Genomic DNA, 18,016 nt, shown 5'->3' on the forward strand with positions numbered 1-18,016 from the left:
TTCCTCTCAGATCTGTACGGCGGCGCCGGTCTGAAGCAGACCGTCGATATCGGCAATGCCCCAGTCGGCCAAGGCCTGGCGGGTGTGCTGACCGGCTCGGGCGGGCGGCCGGTCCAGAGTCGTCGGCGTACGGGAAAAGCGCGGAGCGGGCGCGGCTTGGCGGACGCCGTCCTTGTCGACGAACGTGCCGCGAGCTTCCAGATGCGGGTGATCGCCGGCGAGCGGGAGAACCGGAGAAACGCAGGCGTCCGACCCGTCGAAGAGCTCGGTCCACTCAGCCTGCGGCCGCTGCCGGAAGGTCTCGGCCAGGACCTTGTGCAGCTCGGGCCAGTTCGCCGGGTCGTAGCGATCCGGGGCGTCGATGCCGAGCTTGCTGATCAGCTCCGCGTAGAACTGCGGCTCGATCGCGCCGACCGCGACATGCTTGCCGTCCGCCGTCTCGTACACGTCGTAGAACGGCGCACCGGTGTCCAGCAGATTCGTCCCACGCTCCTGCTTCCAGGAACCGCCCGCGAGCGCGCCGAGCAGCATGGTCGTCAGATGCGCCGAGCCGTCCACGATCGCGGCATCGACCACCTGCCCCTCGCCGGTCCGCTGAGCATTGTGCAGAGCAGCCAGTACGCCGACCACCAGGTAGAGCGAACCGCCGGCGAAGTCACCGAGCAGGTTGGCCGGGACCTGTGGCGGTCCCCCGGCCCGGCCGATCAGGTGCAGCGCACCTGAGAGCGCGAGGTAGTCGATGTCGTGCCCGGCCGACTGAGCAAGCGGCCCGTCCTGGCCCCAGCCGGTCATCCGGCCGTACACCAGCCGCGGGTTGAGCGCGTGACAGTCCTCCGGGCCGACCCCCAGCCGCTCCGCAACCCCGGGCCGGAACCCCTCGACCAGTACGTCGGCCTCCGCGACCAAGCGCCGTACGACGTCGATGGCCGCCGGGTTCTTCAGATCGAGTGCGACGCTGCGGCGACCGCGGTTGACGAGCTCCAGCTCGGGCGGTCCCATCGCCAGCCCGCCGCCCGGCCGCTCGATCCGCAGCACGTCGGCACCGAGCTCGGCCAGCATCATGCAGGCGAACGGCGCCGGGCCGAGGCCGGCCAGCTCGACGACCTTCACGCCTTCCAGGGGTCCCATGACTCCATCATGACAGTTGTACTGTCACAGTCGTCAAGTCATCCGGCGCGGCCGATCGGTGGGGTGACGCCGGCAGGTCCGGGCCCTGCTGACGACGGGAGGGAACCCGGTGGCTGGCGCACTGCCGCTGTGGAGGGGGCAGACAGTGGCCGACGCAGCACCGCGGAGGGATGAGGCTCCACCGGGCCGCCCGAACGACCGGGAGCCAGGGAGCTGGGCCGGCGCCGGATCGGCGACGGCAAGCAGCGGACGTTCCCCGGCCACAAGAATTTACCGGCGAGCAATGCCCCGGACGGGAACGCAGCCGACCATGGCGCGTGGCAACGCAGCACCACTTCGATGGTCATGACTACCGCCCCTGGACCTGCTCGACGTTCTGATCACTGCCGGGGTCCGGGGCACTGGCTTTCGACGGTAGCACCGCACCACCCGGAGCGACAGCCCTCCGGATCTTGACGCCGTCACCGCCGGCATTTACACCATTACCGACCGTTCTCCACCTCTGTGACGCCGCCCCGACAGAACAGGTGAAACGATGACGATGGACCGGAGAGACTTCCTCAAGACCACCGGCCTCACCGCAGTGACCGCGAGTGTGTTCGCCGCACTGCCCGACAGCCTGCAGCGTGCCCTGGCCGCTCCCGCACCGGCCGGCGGGCTGGAGATGATCGAGCACGTGGTGATCCTGATGCAGGAGAACCGTTCCTTCGACCACTACTTCGGCACGCTGCGCGGGGTCCGTGGATTCAACGATCCGCTCGCGCGAACCCTGTCGACCGGACGGTCCGTGTTCCACCAGCCGAGCGGCTCCGGCTACGTGCTGCCGTATCCGGTGGCCAGCCAGTACATGACCGGGACTCCGCACGACTGGGCCTCCTCGCACAACGCCTGGAACCACGGCCGGAACGACCAGTGGATCCCGCAGAAGACGAAGTACTCGATGGCGACGCATCTCCGCTCCGAGCTGCCGTTCTACTACGCGCTCGCCGATGCGTTCACGATCTGCGACGCCTACCACTGCTCCGAGCTCGGGCCAACGAACCCGAACAGGTTCTACCTGTTCACCGGCATGCTCGGGTACGAGCCCGGTACGTCGAATCGCGCGATCGGCAACGATGCGTGGCAGAACCCGGGACACACCGGGTACACGTGGACGACGTACGCGGAACGTCTTGAGGCCGCGGGCAAGACGTGGCGGGTGTATCAGGAGTGGGACAACTACGGCGACAACTCACTCGACTACTTCAAGAAGTTCCTCGACATCGGGCGGAAGGCGCTCGCGAAGACGTCGTACAGCAAGCTCGAGTTCTTCTACGACCAAGGTGTGCGGCCAGGTAATGCCTCGCAGCGCGCGACCCTGCTGCAGCAGCTCGCGGCCGGGGTCGCGACGCTCACTCCGGCCGAGCGCCGGCTCTACGATCGCGGTCTGGCCCGGGTGGCCGCGGACCAGCTCGTGCCGGCCTTTGCCGACGACATCAACAACGGCCGGCTCCCGGCGGTGTCGTGGATCGTGGCTCCGGAGCCGAAGTGCGAGCACCCCGCGTGGGGTCCGGCCGAGGGCGCCAACTTCACCAAGGAGATCCTCGACAAGCTCGCCTCGAATCCGCAGGTCTGGAACAAGACGCTCGTGCTGATCACGTACGACGAGAACGACGGCTTCTTCGACCACGTCCCGCCACCGGTGCCGCCGGTCTCAGCTTCCGAGGGTCAGTCGACGCCTGGTATCGCCGACGAGCTCGTGAACGGTGTGCCGATCGGGCTCGGTACCCGGGTGCCGATGTTCGTCGTCTCGCCCTGGAGCCGCGGTGGTGCCGTGAGTTCGGAGGTCTTCGATCACACGTCGGTGCTTCAGTTCCTGGAGAAGTGGTCCGGGATCGCCGAACCCAACATCTCACCGTGGCGACGCTCGGTGTGTGGCGACCTCACCTCCGCGCTCGATCTGACGACCACCAACCCCAGCTATCCATCGCTGCCCACGACACCACCGACGCCTGGCTGGGAGACGACGTACCCCGCTCCCCCGGCCAATCAGGTCTTGCCTACCCAGGAGCCGGGACCGCGGATTGCCCGGCCGGTGCCGTACACGCTGACCGTGTCGGGCCGGGTTGCCGCCGACAACTTCTGGATCGACTTCGCCAACACCGGGGCTGCTGGAGCGCATTTCTACGTGTATGCCAATGCGTTCCGGACCGATGGGCCGTGGCGCTACACGGTCGGTGCCGGAAGCAACGTTTCGGACTACTGGCAGGCCGGTACGCCGGGCGGTGCCTACGATCTGACGGTGGTCGGGCCGAACGGCTTCCTCCGCCGGTTCGTCGGCAACCGGATCACGGCGACCACCAGCGGCAACGCGAACCCCGAGGTCACCCTGCGGTATGCACCGGCCGACAACCTGGTCTGGCTGAAGCTGACGAATGCCGGGACCAAGGCCTGTGTGATCACGATCCAGACCAACAACCGTGCTGGTGGCCCTTGGACGTATGGGGTGGCGGCCGGGGCCACGGTCGAGGACTGGTTCAGCACGGCGAACGGGGCCGAGGGGTGGTACGACCTCACTGCCACCGCCGACACCACCGACGGCTTCAGCCGCCGCTTCGCCGGGCGTCTGGAGAAGGGCACCGCGAGTCTCAGCGACCCGGTGATGGCGTCCGGGCGGCTCGCCTGTTCGGTGCGCTCCTTCGACAGCCAGGAGAGCGGCAACCCGGCGACTGCCGTGATCGATGGCAACTCGTCGACGTACTGGCACTCGCGGTGGAGCGACCCGGCCGCTCCGCTGCCACACGAAATTCAGCTCGACCTGGGCACCGCGCGTACTGTCACCGGGCTCACCTACCTGCCGCGGCAGGACGGCAGCGCCAACGGACGCATCGGTCAGTACGAGCTGTACCTCAGCACCGACGGCACCAGTTGGGGCTCGGCGCACGCCACCGGCCGCTTCGCCGACACCGCGACCGCCAAAACCATCCGCTGCTGGCCCACCACTGCCCGGTACCTCCGGCTCCGCGCGCTGACCGAGGCCGGAAACCGAGGCCCGTGGACCTCCGCCGCCGAACTCACCCCGCTCGGCTGGTGACCTACTTGAAGGTCTCAGCCGCGCGCTGAATGGTGGTGTAGTACTCCGACCAGCCGGCCTCGTCCATCGCGTCGCTGTCCCGGCCGCCCTGGCCATCGATCAGCTCGCGGACGATGTCGGCATGGCCGGCATGATGTGCCGTCTCGTCAACCACCCGGACCAGCAGTGCACCGAACGTCGTGTGCCGCTTCTCCGGAGCCCAGTGCGGAACCTCCGCCGGAGCATCCAGCTCAAGCTCGGCAATCGACCGATCGCTATGCGCACAAGCCTGGCGATAAAGCCCGGTGATGTACTCCGAACTCTCCCCCGGCTGCACCCACATGTCCGCGCCTTCCCACACCGACCCATCCGCATCCCACGGCAACTGCTCCGCCGGCGGCCGCCCGACACTGGTCCCGAGATACACGTACTCGATCCCCGTCAGATGCTTCACCAGCCCGAGCAGATTCGTCCCCGACGGCACCAACGGCCGCCGCCGGTCGAACTCACTCAACCCCTCCAGCTTCGCCAGCATCAACGCCCGAGTGCCCCGCAAGTAATCCTGCAACACCGTCTTCATACCCCGCACGCTAACGGTCCGCCTCGACAATTCTCGGACCGCCGACACGGACCACCCCGCAGCGCGTGCGGCTCACAGAGGGGGTGTGGCTGGGCAGACTGTGGCTGGGCGGCAGCCCAGGCGACGTTCACGCGATCGCCGATATCGCCAGGCGGCCCAGCGGCGGGCATTCAGCCGCCGACCTCGCCCAGGGATCCGGCCACCGGATCGGCCCGCCCGAAGGTCCAATTCCTGCCGTGGCGGTCGCGTCGGGCCAGTTCGCGGGGGTGAGCAGCCCTGGCGGGGGGCCTGAACACGTTATTACCTGTCCCGGCCAGCCAGTTCCTGTTCACGCCCCCAGCAACTGGTCGCCTCACCTCCGCCGCCGACATTTGGGTGGCTAGGCAGTCATATCGGGGGTTCTGCACTCTGGTTATGAGTGGAGAACCCCCGATTTCGCTGCTCAGCCAGCGAAATCGGGGCGGCGGGGCTCGCTGCGGGCGTGGGGCGCGGGGGTCAGCGAAGGGTGGGGGCGCCCGGGGGGATGAAGGGGGCGGCGCTCGGGCCGGACTCGATCAACTTGAGAAGGGCGTCGGTGTCGACGTGTTCGTCGATGGCGTCGGCCAGGCGGTCGAGGCGGGATTCGCGGAGGGTGGTGAAGGAGGTGGAGCCGTCGGGGGCTGGTTTGTTGGTGAGGGCCGCGATCTCGGTGAGGAAGGCGTGGCGGGTGGGGTCGTCGTCGAGGAGGCCGTGCCAGATGGTGCCCCAGGTGTTGCCGGTGCGGCAGCCGCCGGGGAAGGGGTCGGCGTCAGCGGTCAGGGTGACGACACCGTGGTGGATCTCGTACGCCGTGGGTGCGGGGCGGGCCAGGGTCTTCGCGCGGGCGAACTCGGTTGCTACAGGCAACAAACCTAGGCCGGTGTGGGTGCCGCCACCCTCGACGCCGTGGGGATCGGTGATCGCGCCGCCGAGCAGTTGGTAGCCACCGCAGATGCCGAGGATCGGCCGGCCCTTGGCGGCGCGGGCGGCGACTGCGGTGTCGAGACCGAGCGACCGCATCCACTCCAGGTCGGAGACGGTGGCCCGGGAGCCCGGGAGGACGACGAGGTCGGCGTCGCGGATCTCGGCCGGGCTGGTGGTGAAGAAGACACTGTTCGTGGGTTCGGCGGCGAGGGCGTCGAGGTCGGTGAAGTTGCTGATCCGCGGGAAACGGACGACCGCGATCGACATCACATCGGCGCTCGCGGCGGTCCGGCGTACCGGGATGTCGAGGGCGTCCTCCGAGTCCAGCCAGAGCTCGGGCAGCCACGGGAGGATCCCGTACGTCGGGCGGCCGGTGACCGCGGTGAGCATGTCGATACCGGGCTGGAGGAGCGAAACGTCGCCGCGGAACTTGTTCACCAGGAACCCGCTGATCAGCGTCTGGTCAGCGGCATCGAGCAGCGCGACCGTGCCGAACATCGACGCGAACACTCCCCCGCGATCGATGTCACCGACCACGACCACGGGTGACTTGATGTGCTGGGCAAGCCCCATGTTCACGTAGTCCGACTGGCGCAGGTTGATCTCGGTCGGGCTGCCGGCACCCTCGGCGATCACGACGTCGTAGCGGGACGCCAGATCGTCGTACGCGGCGAAGGCGGCCTTGGCGAGCTCGGCGCGTTCGGTCAGGAAGCCGCGGGCGGAGAGTTCGCCCCACGGCTGGCCCATCAGGACGACGTGGCTGCGGCGGTCGCTGCCGGGTTTGAGCAGCACCGGGTTCATCGCGGCCTCGGGCTCGGCGCCGGCCGCGATCGCCTGGATCCACTGGGCCCGGCCGATCTCGGTACCGTCGGCACAGACCATCGAGTTGTTCGACATGTTCTGGGCCTTGTACGGCGCCACCCGGACACCCTGGCGCGCGAGCCAGCGGCACAGTCCGGTCACCACGGTCGTCTTGCCGGCGTCGGACGTCGTACCAGCGATCAGGAGTCCTGCCACGGGGTCGATCCTAAGGCCCGCATCGTGAGGGCCAGAAGCAGGCGGAACCGGCCACCGGCGTTGCTGAACGGGAACCCGAGGACGGCCTCGGCGTGCTCGAGCCGGTAGGCGACCGTGCTGTGGTGCCGGAACACGAGCGCGGCCGCCTTCCGGACCGAGTCCGTGACGGAGTACGCCCGAAGGATCGCCAGCAGATCGTCACCACCCGGCTCGGCCGCGATCCGCTCCAGCGCGGCGACGTCGGGTGAGGCCGCGATGTCCTCAGGCCGGAGCCGCTCGACGACCACCAGCAACCCGCCCAGATCATCCGACCGTACGACGGGCGCCTCGGGCGAGGTGAGTCGCAGAGCCGTACACGCATCCCGCCACGAGTCGGCCGCCCGGATGGCCGGGACGACAGGACCAACCCCAGTCCGTACGTCGGGCGCCGGTTCCGCACCCGAGTCGGTCCACAGGCTGACCACGTGAGCCCCGACCGGACCGCTGATCACGCGTGAGGTGGCTGTGGTGGGTGGGGGTGGGGTGGAGACGGTTACCCGGAGGGTGCTTGTCGGGGTGATGCCTAGGAGGTGGAGGGCTCTTGAGCGTTCGGCTAGGCCGGCGGTGGCGGAGACGACCAGCTCGACCAGGGCGGGGTCGCCTACGGCGGGGAGGTTGGTGACGGTTCGGTCGAGGAGGATGGAGCCGGCGAGGGCGAAGCGCTCCAGCACGATTTCGTCGAGCGGGAGGGCTGTGTCCGGGCGGGCTAGCCAGAAGCGGGCGTCGGCGTACTCGCGGAAGGCGGCGCCTGGGGGTGGTTCGCCGAGGTCGATGGTGCCGGCCGGGTCGGCGCGCAGGACGAGACCGCGGCCGGGGGCGTCGACACCGACGGGGCATTCGGCGAGCGCCGCCGTACTGCGGAGCAAGGTCGCGAGCTCGGCGCGGTCGGTCATCAGCGCGTCGAAGAAGCCGATCACCCGGACGGCGCTCTCCGCGTCGGCGTCGAGCGACGACAGTCGCAGCAACAGGCCCTTCATACAGTGAGGTTACGCCGAACGGCGGAACGCGGGCCCCGGATCTCCGCCATCCGGCGGCTGCGGCGTGGCAGGCCGGCCCGGCATGCTCGAAGGGTCGGCGAGCAGAGAGGCACCACGATGACGAAGTACGCGATCGACCCGGAACTGACGCCCTGGCTGGCGATGCTTCCGGAGATCGACCTGAGCGACATGTCTCTGCTCCGGGAACGGGCCGGGGACATCCAAAGCCTGGTCCCCCCGGTCGTCGTACCGGACGGGATCGAGATCCGCGAGGTGACGATCCGCGGCCGCGACGGCTACGACATCCGTGCCAAGGTGTACGCGCCGGCCGAGAAGGACGGCCTGCGGCCCGGGTTCGTCAGCATCCACGGCGGCGGGTTCGTGATGGGTGACATCGACATGATGGAGCAGGGCGCCGTGGACATCGCCGCCGGAGCGGGTGCCGTGGTCGTCTCCCCCGACTACCGGCTCGCGCCCGAGCACCCGTTTCCCGCGGGCCTGGAGGACTGCTACGCCACGCTCGAATGGCTGGCCGCCAACACCGCTGAGCTCGGCGTCGATCCGGAGCGGATCGCGGTCGGCGGTGTCAGCGCAGGTGGTGGGCTGAGCGCCGCGGTCGCGCTCCTGGCCCGCGACCGGAAGGGCCCCGCGATCTGCTTCCAGGTGCTGGAGATCCCCGAACTCGACGACCGGCTGGAGACTCCGTCGATGCGGGAGTTCGTCGACACCCCGCTCTGGAACCGGCCGGCCGCCGAGTACAGCTGGAAGTACTACCTCTCCGGTACGCCGGAGACCCTCGGACTCCAGTACGCCGCTCCGGCCCGTGCCGAGGACCTGTCCGGCCTCCCACCCGCATTCGTCTCGGTGTCCGAGTTCGACCCGCTGCGCGACGAGGGAATCAGCTACGCCCAGCGACTCCTGCACGCCGGGGTCAGCACCGAACTGCACCACTACCGCGGTACGTTCCACGGCTCCAGCCTGGTGCCGACGGCCGAGGTGAGCAAGCGGATGGCATCCGACGTGATGGACGCCATCCGCCGCGCCCTCACCTGACGGGCGGCTCGTCTCCGCCTGGTTCGATCCGCCGACCCTGCGCATCGGCACTCGGCAGCCGCGGGGACGGTCCCTGGAACCGGGTGCCGCCCTCGCGGGCCGACAGCGGCTTGGCGATGTTCTCCAGCGACTTCCCTTCGGCATCGACGCCGAAGAACCACGCGATCACACCACCGATCACCATGATCACCGCGCCGATGACATAACCGACCGCCAGCGGGCCGCGGGCCGGATTGTCACCCTCACCGATCAGCGACGCGAACAGGAACGGTGCCACCACGCCACCGGTGAGCTGCGAGATCGCGAAGAAGAACGAGATCGCCTGGCCACGCAGCTCGATCGGGAAGATCTCGCTCACGGTCAGGTAGGCCGACGAGGCGCCGGCCGAGGCAAAGAAGAACACCACACACCACATCAGCGTCAGCGTCGTCGCCGTCAGTGCGCCCGCGTTGAACAGCAAGGCAGTGATGAACAGGACGACACCAGCGATCGAGTACGTCGCGAAGATCATCTTCCGCCGGCCGATCGTGTCGAACCAGTGCCCGAGCAGCAGCGGGCCGGCCAGGTTCCCGATCGCGAACGGGAAGAAGTACAGCGCGACACCGGAGTCGCTCAACCCGAAGTACGACTTCAGCACCAGCGCATAGGTGAAGAAGATCGCGTTGTAGAGGAACGCCTGGGTGACCATCATCGAGAAGCCGAGGAACGACCGGCTGCGGTAGTCGCGCAACATCACCCGGGCGATCTCGCGGTACGTCACCGGCGGGTAGTCGACGACGTTGATGCCCTCGTCCGGGCCCACCTCGCGCAGCTGACCACCCTGCGCACGCACGGTCGCCTCGATCCGGTCGACGGTCGCCTCGGCTTCGGCGACCTTGCCGTGTGTCATCAGCCAGCGCGGGCTCTCCGGGATGTGCCGGCGCAGGTAGATGATCACCAGACCCATCACCGGACCGACCAGGAAGCAGAGCCGCCAGCCCCACTCGATCGGGATGATGTCGGTGTTCAGGAAGACCAGACCGACCGCCGACCCGATCAGCGCACCGGCCCAGTAGGTGCCGTTGATGCCGATGTCGACGCGGCCGCGGAACTTCGACGGGATCAGTTCGTCGATCGCGGAGTTGATCGCGGCGTACTCACCGCCGATCCCCATCCCGGCGATGAACCGGCAGAACGCGAGCGACCAGAAGTCCCAGGTCAGACCGGCCGCGCCGGACGCGATCAGGTAGACCATCAACGTGATGATGAACAGGCTGCGGCGGCCCCACTTGTCGGTCATCCGGCCGAAGAAGAGTGCGCCGACCACCTCACCGGCCAGGTAGATCGACGCCAGCAGCCCGACCTCGGCGGTGGTCAGCCCGAGGGTCGCACCCTCCTTCAGGGTGTTGCCGACCAGCGAGACCAGCTGGATCTCGAGACCGTCGAGGATCCACGAGACGCCGAGGCCGACGACGATCATCCAGTGGAAACGTGTCCACGGCAATCGGTCCATCCGGGCCGGCACGAGACTGGGTATCGCTCTGCCTTCGTCCAACGCGTGCTCGCTGCTCATCCGTGCTCCTCCCGAGCCCGGCGTCCCTGGCTGGGACGCGCCCATCGGAGCCCGTACCCCGCGGGCAAGAAATTCCAAACCCGACCTACAGTTACGGATATGGAGAACGAGATCAGCGTGGTGGATGCCAAGGAGCGCAGCCGGTACGAGGCACTCGACGCCGGCGGCAACCTGATGGGGTTCGTGGACTACGCACTGCACCCTGGGGTGATCAGCTTCCTGCACGCCGAGACGCTGCCCGACTTCCGTGGGCGCGGTGTGGCCGGCCGGATCGCGGTGAAGTCGCTCGACGACGCCCGCGCGACCGGCCTGCGGGTCAAGCCCGCCTGCCCTTACTACCAGGACTTCCTGGCCAAGCACACCGAGTACGCCGACCTCGTGGATGCGCGGTGACAGCGCCAGTTCTCGGCAAACTCGATTGGCAGCCGGCCGCCGCCGTACCGGAGCTGCTGGCCGAGCCGACGCGCGCTGCACTCGGTGACCTCCCGGCGTACGCGGCCGCGATCGATCCGGGCCTGGCCGATACCGCCGCCTTCTGCGCGGAGTACGACGTACCGATGGCCGCGTCGGCCAACTGCGTGATCGTGCTCGGCAAGCGTGGCGGCGACTCGTCGTACGCCGCGGTGCTCGTGCTCGCCGACGACCGCGCCGATGTGAACGGGGTGATCCGCAAACACCTCGGCGTCCGGAAGATCTCGTTCGCCGCCCAGGACGACGCGGTCGGTACGACGGGGATGGAGTACGGCGGGATCACGCCGATCGGACTGCCCGCGGAGTGGCCGGTGCTGATCGACGAGGCGGTTGCCGCGGCCGGACCCGTGGTGATCGGGAGCGGGGTGCGGGCGTCCAAGATCCTGATCGACGGCGCCGAGCTGGCGAAACTATCGACCGCCACCGTGCTCGCTCTCGCCCAAAGGTGATGGCGCTGCCCGGAGCGGCGAAGGGCCCTGGCCCGTGGACACGGAGTAGCATCGCGGGCTGAAATGGGTGAGTGGACGCGGGTGGCGGGTGATGGGGTGACAGTGACCGGCGGCAGTGGTGACGGTGGGCCGACGGCGCTGCGCATCATGCTGGGCGGCCAGCTCCGGCGGATGCGGGAGCAGGCCGGGATCAGTCGTGCCGACGCGGGCTGGCAGATCCGTGCCTCGGAGTCGAAGGTCAGCCGGATGGAGCTCGGCCGGGTCGGTTTCAAGGAACGTGACGTCAACGACCTGCTCGACCTCTACGGGATGAGCGACGACGACGAGCGCTTCCGGCTGATGGAGCTGGCGCGGGCCGCGAACAACCCCGGCTGGTGGTCCCGGTACGGCGATGTGATGCCGACGTGGTTCACCAACTATGTCGGTCTGGAGGTCGCGGCGACGCTGATCCGGACGTACGAGGTGATGTTCGTGCCCGGGCTGCTGCAGACCGAGGAGTACGCGCGGGCCGTCGTACAGCTCGGCAAGTCCTACCTGCCGAACGAGGAGGTCGCGCAGCGCGTGGCACTCCGGGTGACTCGGCAGCAGGTCCTCACCCGGACCACCCCGGTGCGGCTCTGGGTGGTCATCGACGAGTCGGTGCTGCACCGGCCGGTGGGCGGTGTCCCGATCCTGCGGGCCCAGATCGAGCACCTGATGACGTTGGCCCGGGAGCCCAACGTCACCTTGCAGATCATGCCGTTCAGCAGTGTCGGCTACCCGGGCGCGGGTGGCGCGTTCAGCATCCTGCGGTTCCCCGACGGGGACCTGCCGGACATCGTCTACATCGAGCACGCGGCGAGCGCGCTCTACCTCGACAAACTCGAGGAGGTCGACGAGTACGCCGCGATCATGGAGGGGCTCACGATCGCGGCGGCACCCGTCTCCGCGACCGAAGGCCTGCTGAAAGAGGCCTTGGCGCGGCTGGACTGACCAGGGCGGGGTCAGCCCGAGTTCAATCAGGCCAGCTTCAGGTCCACGACGATGTTGCCGCGGGTGGCGTTCGAGTACGGGCAGACCTGGTGGGCCTTCTCGACCAGGTCCTGGGCGACGTCCTGCTCGAGGCCGGGCAGGCTGACGACCAGCGCGACCTGCAGGCCGTAGGCGCCGCCGGCGATCGCGCCGAGGCCGACCTCGGCGGTGACGGTGGAGCCGGTGACGTCGACACGGAGCCGGCGGGCGACCGTCTGCATCGCGCTCTGGAAGCAGGCGGCGTAGCCGGCCGCGAACAGCTGCTCCGGGTTGGTGCCGTTGCCGGTACCGCCGAGCTCGGCCGGCGGGGCGACGACGACGTCGAGCTTGCCGTCGTTGCTCGCCACCTTGCCGTCACGGCCGCCGGTCGCGGTGGCCTTGGCGGTGTACAGAACCTTCTCAACCGGGGTGGTCATAATTTCTTCTCCTTCGAGATTTCAGCGAGTGGGGTCGAGGACGAGCTTGCCGACGGTCCGGCGGGCCCGCATGTCTTCGTGAGCGGTGGCGACCTCGGACAGCTTGTACTCGCCGCCGACGATCGGGCGCAGGGTGCCGTCGGCGACCAGGCCGAACAGCTCGGTCAGCGGCTCACCGAGCAGCCGCGGGTCGCCGAAGCAGTCGGCCAGCCAGAAGCCGACGATGGTCTTGGAGCCCTTCATCAACCGGCCCGACTCGATCGGTGCCGCGGCCTCGCGAGAGGCTGCACCGAAGGTGACCAGGCGGCCGAACTTGGCCAGCGCCGCGAACGACTCGTCGAACGTCGGTCCGCCGACCATCTCGAGCACGATGTCGACCGGCTTACCGCCGTTCGCCTCGATGATGCGGTCCTTCAGGCCCTCCGGCGTACCGTCGATAGCCGCGTCGGCGCCGAGCTCCAGCGCCTGCTTGCGCTTCTCCTCCGACGAGGCGGTGGCGATCACGCGGCCGGCGCCCCAGTGCTTGGCCAGCTGGATGGCGAGCGATCCGACGCCGCCGGCCCCGGCGTGCACCAGCACGGACTCGCCGGGCTGGAAGTGCGTTGAAGTCTTCAGCAGGTGCCAGGCGGTCGTGCCCTGCAGCACCAGCGCGAGGGCCTGCCCGTCGGTGACGCCCTCGGGGACATCCCAGGCGTACGGCGCGTGGGCGACAGCCTTCTCGGCGTATCCGCCGGAGCCGACCAGCGCGACGACCCGGCGGCCGTCGGCCGTGTGACCGACCACCTCACCGCCCGGAATCATCGGCAGCGTCGCCTTCTGCAGGTAGCTGTTCTCCACCTGATGGGTGTCGGCGTAGTTGATCCCGGCGTGATCGACGGTGATCAGCACCTGGCCGTCACCAGCGACCGGATCCGGAACGTCGCCGACCTTGAGGACCTCAGGTCCACCGAATTCAGTGATCTCGATTGCTCGCATACGTTGTACTATACACTGTACGTTAGCGAGATCGAAGGGAGCTACGTCACATGCCGCGCACACCCCGCAACACGCTCAGCTCGGAGCTGGTCGTCCGGACCGCCCTGGAGCTGATGGAGGCCAAGGGCGCCGACGGGTTCAGCCTGCGCGGGGTCGCGGGCGAGCTCGGGGTCGGGCCGATGGCCCTCTACACCTACTTCCGGAACAAGGACGACCTGTACGACGCCATCCGCGACCACCTGATGGGCCTGATGCCACCACCGCCAGACGACCTGCCCTGGCCGGACCAGGTCCGGTCGGTCTGCCGCGACCTGCGCATCCTGATGCTCCAGCATCCTTGCCTCGCGCAACTACTTGCGAGCCGCCCGCTGAGCGGGCACGAGACCGCCCGGGTCGCCGAGGGCCTGCTGAGCGTGTTGCGATCGGCCGGCTTCGAGCCGGAGATCGCCGCCCGCACGCACACGACCCTGTTCACCTATGTGCTCGGGGCAACGACGTGGGAGATCCAGATGGCGCACGAGAAGCTCGACCCGGACGCCTTCCGCCGGCTGCGCGCCTCGATGGAGTCGTTGTCGTCACGCGACTTCCCGACCGTGGTCGAGCTGGCGCCGGAGCTCGCCCGGACCACTGGTGGTGACAAGCAGTTCGACTACGGGCTCGATCTGCTGCTCGAAGGCCTGATCGCTAGAACAGCATCGTGACGATGGCCACGATGCCAATACAGACGATCAGCCCGCGGAGTGCGACCGGCGGCAACTTGCGGCCGTAGCGGGCGCCGAGGAAACCACCGATCGTGGATCCGACCGCGATCAGCGCGGCGGCCAGCCAGTCCACGTCGGCGACGATGATGAACAGGATCGCGGCCACCGTGTTCACGACTGTGGCCAGCACGTTCTTCAGGCCGTTCATCCGCTGCAGGTTCGCATCCAGGCCGAGGCCGAGGATCGCCATCAGCAGGACACCCTGAGCAGCACCGAAGTACCCGCCGTACACGCCGGTGGCGAAGACCGCGGGGATCACCCACCAGGCACCGCGATGGGTGTGCGACGGGACGCTGATCCACTTCCGCAACCACGGCTGGAAGGCGACCAGCACACAGCCGAGCAGGATCAGGACCGGTACGACGGCATGGAACGCGGACTCGGGCGTCGTGAGCAGCAGCACTCCCCCGACGACACCGCCGACCAGTGAGGCCGGCACCAGCCGGATCATCCGGCCGCGCTGGCCCTCGAGCTCACGCCGGTAGCCGATCGCGCCGGCCGCCGTACCGGGCGCGAGGCCGACGCTGTTGCTCACGTTCGCGAGCACGGGTGGAATGCCAATAGCCAGCAGAGCGGGGAAGGTCAGCAACGTGCCCGACCCCACCACGGCGTTGATCGTGCCCGCGCCAATTCCCGCCACCAGGACGAACAGCGCCTCGAACCATGTCATCGTTGCCAGACTCTACGCAACGAGACGGCCGGTACGGCGCGCGGTCCGGGGGATGAACGGCCGCGGGGCCGCCCGACGATCCGGACGGCCCCGCGAGGATTGAAACTTTTCAGCGTTCCAGCGGTGGTTCTGCCTGCGGCAGGGTGTGCTCGGGGCTGGTCGACGGCGCGGGAGCCGGAGCCGTCCGGCCACTGACCGCGGCGCTCTGCGCGGCGGCGATGGCCTCTTGTACGGCGTTGTCGGCCTCGGCGACGGCCTTGTCCTGGACACCGCCCTCGACCTCGGGGGTGGCCGAGGCGTCGGAGATCTCCGGTGCCTGCCAGTTGCCCTCGGCCTTCTGCGGGATGCCGGCGATCTGGCCGACGGCACTGCCGAGACCCTCCATCGCCTTGCCGATCTCGCTCGGGATGATCCAGAGCTTGTTCGAGTCGCCCTGGGCGATCGACGGCAGCATCTGCAGATACTGGTAGGCGAGCAGACCCTGGTCCGGCTTGCCGGCGTGGATCGCGTTGAAGACGGTGGTGATGGCCTGCGCCTCACCCTGCGCCTTCAGGATCCGGGCCTCCCGCTCGGCCTGGGCGCGCAGGATGCGGGACTCCTTGTCACCCTGGGCGGTCAGGATCGCGGACTGCTTCTGGCCCTCGGCCGACAGGACGGCCGACTGCCGCATACCCTCGGCGGTCAGGATCGCGGCGCGCTTGTCGCGGTCCGCGCGCATCTGCTTCTCCATCGAGTCCTGGATCGAGGGCGGCGGGTCGATCGAGCGCAGCTCGACCCGGTTCACCCGGATACCCCACTTGCCGGTCGCTTCGTCGAGGACGTAGCGGAGCTTCTCGTTGATCTCCTCACGCGAGGTCAGCGTCTGCTCCAGGTCCATACCACCGATGATGTTTCGCAGCGTGGTCATGGTCAGCTGCTCGATGGCCTGGATGTAGTTCGAGATCTCGTACGTCGCCCGGACCGGGTCGTTGACCTGGAAGTAGATGACGGAGTCGATCGACACCATCAGGTTGTCCTCGGTGATCACGCCCTGCGGCGGGAACGAGACGACCTGCTCGCGCATGTCGATGGTGTAGCGGACCTTGTCGACGAACGGGGTCAGCAGGTTCAGGCCCGGCTGCAAACCGGTCTTGTACTTACCGAACCGCTCGACGATCCCGACGGTCTGCTGCTGCACCACCCGTACTGATTTGGCCAGGGTGACGATCACCAGAACGGCGACGATCGCCAGCACCACAAGGAAGCCGATCACTGGACCCTCCAACTCGACAGAACCCGCAAGGCACGGACAGTCTTTCCTATCGACGGGGCAACCGGCGCTCCGGTTCCCGGCGCGTCGTTGCCTGTTCGAGCAATCTGCTCGACGTGCTTGTTTCGAGCCTACTGCGGGGGCGACTGGGGTGGCTTCGGCCCGGACTCGGGGTCGTTCAGCCCGGGGTGCGTGTCGAGCTCGTGGCGCACCGGCTCGGGGATCGGATAGACCACCGCGGTCGCTCCGTCGATCGACATCACCTCGACCCGGGTCCCCGGTTTGATCGTCGACACGTCGTCGTACGGGCGGGCCGTCCAGAGCTCACCGCCGAGCCGGATCGAGCCACCACCGTCGGGGTGGATCTCCTTCACCACCGTGCCGGTCCGCCCGATCACATGGGCCGAACCGGTCTTCAGTTCCTTGCCGTCATGAATCTTGCGGACGATCATCGGCCGGATCGCGGCCAGCATCGCGGCGGCGGTCACCAGGCCGACGACGATCTGCAGCCAGAGCAGTCCGGGGAAGACCGCGGCCACGCCGGCCGCGGTGAACGCACCGGCCGCCAGCATCAGCAAGGTGAAGTCGAGCGAGGCAAGCTCGGCCAGAGCCAGTACGCCCGCGATCGACAGCCAGGCGACCCACAGGTTCTCGCGCAACCAATCCATCTGCCAACCCTATCCACGTTCGGGATATTCGGTAGGCCCTTCGACGCACCCGTTACCGATCCGGCTCCCGCCGTACCCATTTCGCTGCCTGGCCACCGCGATTGGGGGTTAAGCACCCGTAACCACAGTGCTTAACCCCCAACCTGAGTGCCTAGCCAGGCAAATGAGGTTGCGGCGGTACGGCGTCAGAGGGCGCGGGCGGTGTAGCGGCCGTCCTCGTGGGTGAGGGAGAGGGCGATGTCGAAGGTGGTGCTGAGGGTTTCGTCGGTGAGGGCCTGGGCCATCGGGCCGGCGGAGACGACTCGGCCCTGCTTGAGGAGGAGGGCGTGGGTGAAACCGGGCGGGATCTCCTCGACGTGATGCGTGACGAGGACCATCGCGGGGGCACCGACGGCGGTGGCGATCGAGCTGAGGGATCGGACCAGCTGCTCGCGGCCGGTCAGGTCGAGGCCGGCGGCCGGCTCGTCCATCAGCATCAGTTCGGGGTCGGTCATCAGCGCGCGGGCGATCTGGACGCGCTTGCGTTCCCCCTCGGACAGGGTGCCGAACGTGCGGTCGCTCAGGTGCGCGATCCCGAGCTCGGTCAGCAGCTCCTTGGCCCGCTGGTGGTCGAGTTCGTCGTACTCCTCACGCCAGCGCCCGAGGACGGCGTACGAGGCAGAGACGACGACGTCCGAGACCCGCTCGCCCTTCGGCAGCCGGTCGGCGAGGGCGGCGCTCGTGATGCCGATCCGCGGTCGCAGTTCGAAGACGTCGATCGCGCCGAGCACCTCGCCGAGCAGCCCGACGACACCCGTGGTCGGGTGGATCTGGGCGGCGAGAATCTGCAGCAGGGTGGTCTTGCCCGCACCGTTCGGTCCGATCACGACCCAGCGATCAGCCTCGTCGACCGTCCACTCGACACCGTCCAGCAGCCGCGCGCCACCGCGCACGATCGAGACATCTGCCAGCTCCACCACAGCAGTCATGCGGGCAAACCTACGTGGTGCCCGGCGGGTGCCGTACG

17 protein-coding genes are annotated in these 18,016 nt (G+C 68.5%); 6 read left to right on the forward strand and 11 right to left on the reverse strand.

The features are described from left to right. Positions 1–6: 6 nt before the first annotated feature. Positions 7–1,128 (reverse strand): CaiB/BaiF CoA transferase family protein, encoded by a 1,122-nt coding sequence (locus tag ACFCV3_RS19235; RefSeq protein ID WP_376031524.1) that lies wholly within the window; start codon positions 1,126–1,128, stop codon positions 7–9. A gap of 535 nt (positions 1,129–1,663) precedes the next feature. On the opposite strand from ACFCV3_RS19235, the gene ACFCV3_RS19240 reads away from it, so the two are divergent. Next, the gene (locus ACFCV3_RS19240; RefSeq protein ID WP_376031526.1) at positions 1,664–4,201 is read left to right on the forward strand and encodes a phosphocholine-specific phospholipase C; all 2,538 of its coding nucleotides are present in this window, start codon (positions 1,664–1,666) and stop codon (positions 4,199–4,201) included. A 1-nt stretch (position 4,202) separates the two neighbouring features. On the opposite strand, the gene ACFCV3_RS19245 is transcribed toward ACFCV3_RS19240, so the two are convergent. The 3 genes from ACFCV3_RS19245 to ACFCV3_RS19255 form a co-directional block, all read right to left on the reverse strand. After that, positions 4,203–4,760, reverse strand: a complete 558-nt coding sequence (locus ACFCV3_RS19245) for a DinB family protein (RefSeq protein ID WP_376031528.1) — start codon at positions 4,758–4,760, stop codon at positions 4,203–4,205. Positions 4,761–5,255: 495 nt separating this feature from the next. Further along, positions 5,256–6,719: a cobyric acid synthase gene (locus tag ACFCV3_RS19250; protein ID WP_376031530.1), complete on the reverse strand. Its 1,464-nt coding sequence runs from the start codon at positions 6,717–6,719 to the stop codon at positions 5,256–5,258. Next, on the reverse strand, positions 6,704–7,735 hold the full coding sequence (locus ACFCV3_RS19255; protein ID WP_376031532.1) for a helix-turn-helix domain-containing protein: 1,032 nt from the start codon (positions 7,733–7,735) through the stop codon (positions 6,704–6,706). The genes ACFCV3_RS19250 and ACFCV3_RS19255 overlap by 16 nt, the downstream gene beginning before the upstream one ends. Before the next feature lie 117 nt (positions 7,736–7,852). On the opposite strand from ACFCV3_RS19255, the gene ACFCV3_RS19260 reads away from it, so the two are divergent. Beyond that, positions 7,853–8,788: an alpha/beta hydrolase gene (locus ACFCV3_RS19260; protein WP_376031534.1), complete on the forward strand. Its 936-nt coding sequence runs from the start codon at positions 7,853–7,855 to the stop codon at positions 8,786–8,788. On the opposite strand, the gene ACFCV3_RS19265 is transcribed toward ACFCV3_RS19260, so the two are convergent. Continuing rightward, positions 8,781–10,340, reverse strand: coding sequence for an MFS transporter (locus ACFCV3_RS19265; protein WP_376031536.1), 1,560 nt, complete (start codon positions 10,338–10,340; stop codon positions 8,781–8,783). The genes ACFCV3_RS19260 and ACFCV3_RS19265 overlap by 8 nt on opposite strands. Before the next feature lie 99 nt (positions 10,341–10,439). Here ACFCV3_RS19265 and ACFCV3_RS19270 point away from each other — a divergent pair, with 99 nt between their 5' ends. The 3 genes from ACFCV3_RS19270 to ACFCV3_RS19280 all read left to right on the forward strand — a co-directional run bounded on the left by ACFCV3_RS19270 (position 10,440) and on the right by ACFCV3_RS19280 (position 12,232). Next, positions 10,440–10,733: a GNAT family N-acetyltransferase gene (locus ACFCV3_RS19270; RefSeq protein ID WP_376031537.1), complete on the forward strand. Its 294-nt coding sequence runs from the start codon at positions 10,440–10,442 to the stop codon at positions 10,731–10,733. Next, the gene (locus ACFCV3_RS19275; protein ID WP_376031539.1) at positions 10,730–11,260 is read left to right on the forward strand and encodes a YbaK/EbsC family protein; all 531 of its coding nucleotides are present in this window, start codon (positions 10,730–10,732) and stop codon (positions 11,258–11,260) included. The genes ACFCV3_RS19270 and ACFCV3_RS19275 overlap by 4 nt, the downstream gene beginning before the upstream one ends. A gap of 147 nt (positions 11,261–11,407) precedes the next feature. After that, positions 11,408–12,232: a helix-turn-helix domain-containing protein gene (locus ACFCV3_RS19280; RefSeq protein WP_376032429.1), complete on the forward strand. Its 825-nt coding sequence runs from the start codon at positions 11,408–11,410 to the stop codon at positions 12,230–12,232. Positions 12,233–12,258: 26 nt separating this feature from the next. On the opposite strand, the gene ACFCV3_RS19285 is transcribed toward ACFCV3_RS19280, so the two are convergent. Both ACFCV3_RS19285 and ACFCV3_RS19290 read right to left on the reverse strand, forming a co-directional pair. Further along, a complete protein-coding gene (locus tag ACFCV3_RS19285; RefSeq protein WP_376031541.1) occupies positions 12,259–12,687 on the reverse strand; it encodes an organic hydroperoxide resistance protein in 429 nt (142 codons plus the stop codon). Between the two features lie 21 nt (positions 12,688–12,708). After that, entirely contained in the window at positions 12,709–13,662 is a 954-nt protein-coding gene (locus tag ACFCV3_RS19290) for a zinc-binding alcohol dehydrogenase family protein (protein WP_376031543.1), read from the reverse strand. Positions 13,663–13,712: 50 nt separating this feature from the next. Here ACFCV3_RS19290 and ACFCV3_RS19295 point away from each other — a divergent pair, with 50 nt between their 5' ends. Then, positions 13,713–14,363, forward strand: a complete 651-nt coding sequence (locus ACFCV3_RS19295; protein ID WP_376031545.1) for a TetR/AcrR family transcriptional regulator — start codon at positions 13,713–13,715, stop codon at positions 14,361–14,363. Here ACFCV3_RS19295 and ACFCV3_RS19300 read toward each other — a convergent pair. The 4 genes from ACFCV3_RS19300 to ACFCV3_RS19315 all read right to left on the reverse strand — a co-directional run bounded on the left by ACFCV3_RS19300 (position 14,347) and on the right by ACFCV3_RS19315 (position 17,978). Continuing rightward, positions 14,347–15,093 carry a sulfite exporter TauE/SafE family protein gene (locus ACFCV3_RS19300; protein ID WP_376031547.1) on the reverse strand — a complete coding sequence of 249 codons (747 nt, stop codon included), beginning with the start codon at positions 15,091–15,093 and terminating at the stop codon, positions 14,347–14,349. The two genes, ACFCV3_RS19295 and ACFCV3_RS19300, sit on opposite strands and share 17 nt — an antisense overlap. Positions 15,094–15,202: 109 nt before the next feature. Further along, complete coding sequence (locus ACFCV3_RS19305) at positions 15,203–16,345, reverse strand: SPFH domain-containing protein (protein WP_376031548.1); 1,143 nt, start codon at positions 16,343–16,345, stop codon at positions 15,203–15,205. A gap of 128 nt (positions 16,346–16,473) precedes the next feature. Then, on the reverse strand, positions 16,474–17,010 hold the full coding sequence (locus tag ACFCV3_RS19310) for an NfeD family protein (RefSeq protein WP_376031550.1): 537 nt from the start codon (positions 17,008–17,010) through the stop codon (positions 16,474–16,476). A gap of 185 nt (positions 17,011–17,195) precedes the next feature. Beyond that, positions 17,196–17,978, reverse strand: a complete 783-nt coding sequence (locus ACFCV3_RS19315) for an ABC transporter ATP-binding protein (protein WP_376031552.1) — start codon at positions 17,976–17,978, stop codon at positions 17,196–17,198. Positions 17,979–18,016 lie beyond the last annotated feature (38 nt).

The sequence above is a fragment of the Kribbella sp. NPDC056345 genome (assembly GCF_042262745.1).
GTDB lineage: Bacteria > Actinomycetota > Actinomycetes > Propionibacteriales > Kribbellaceae > Kribbella.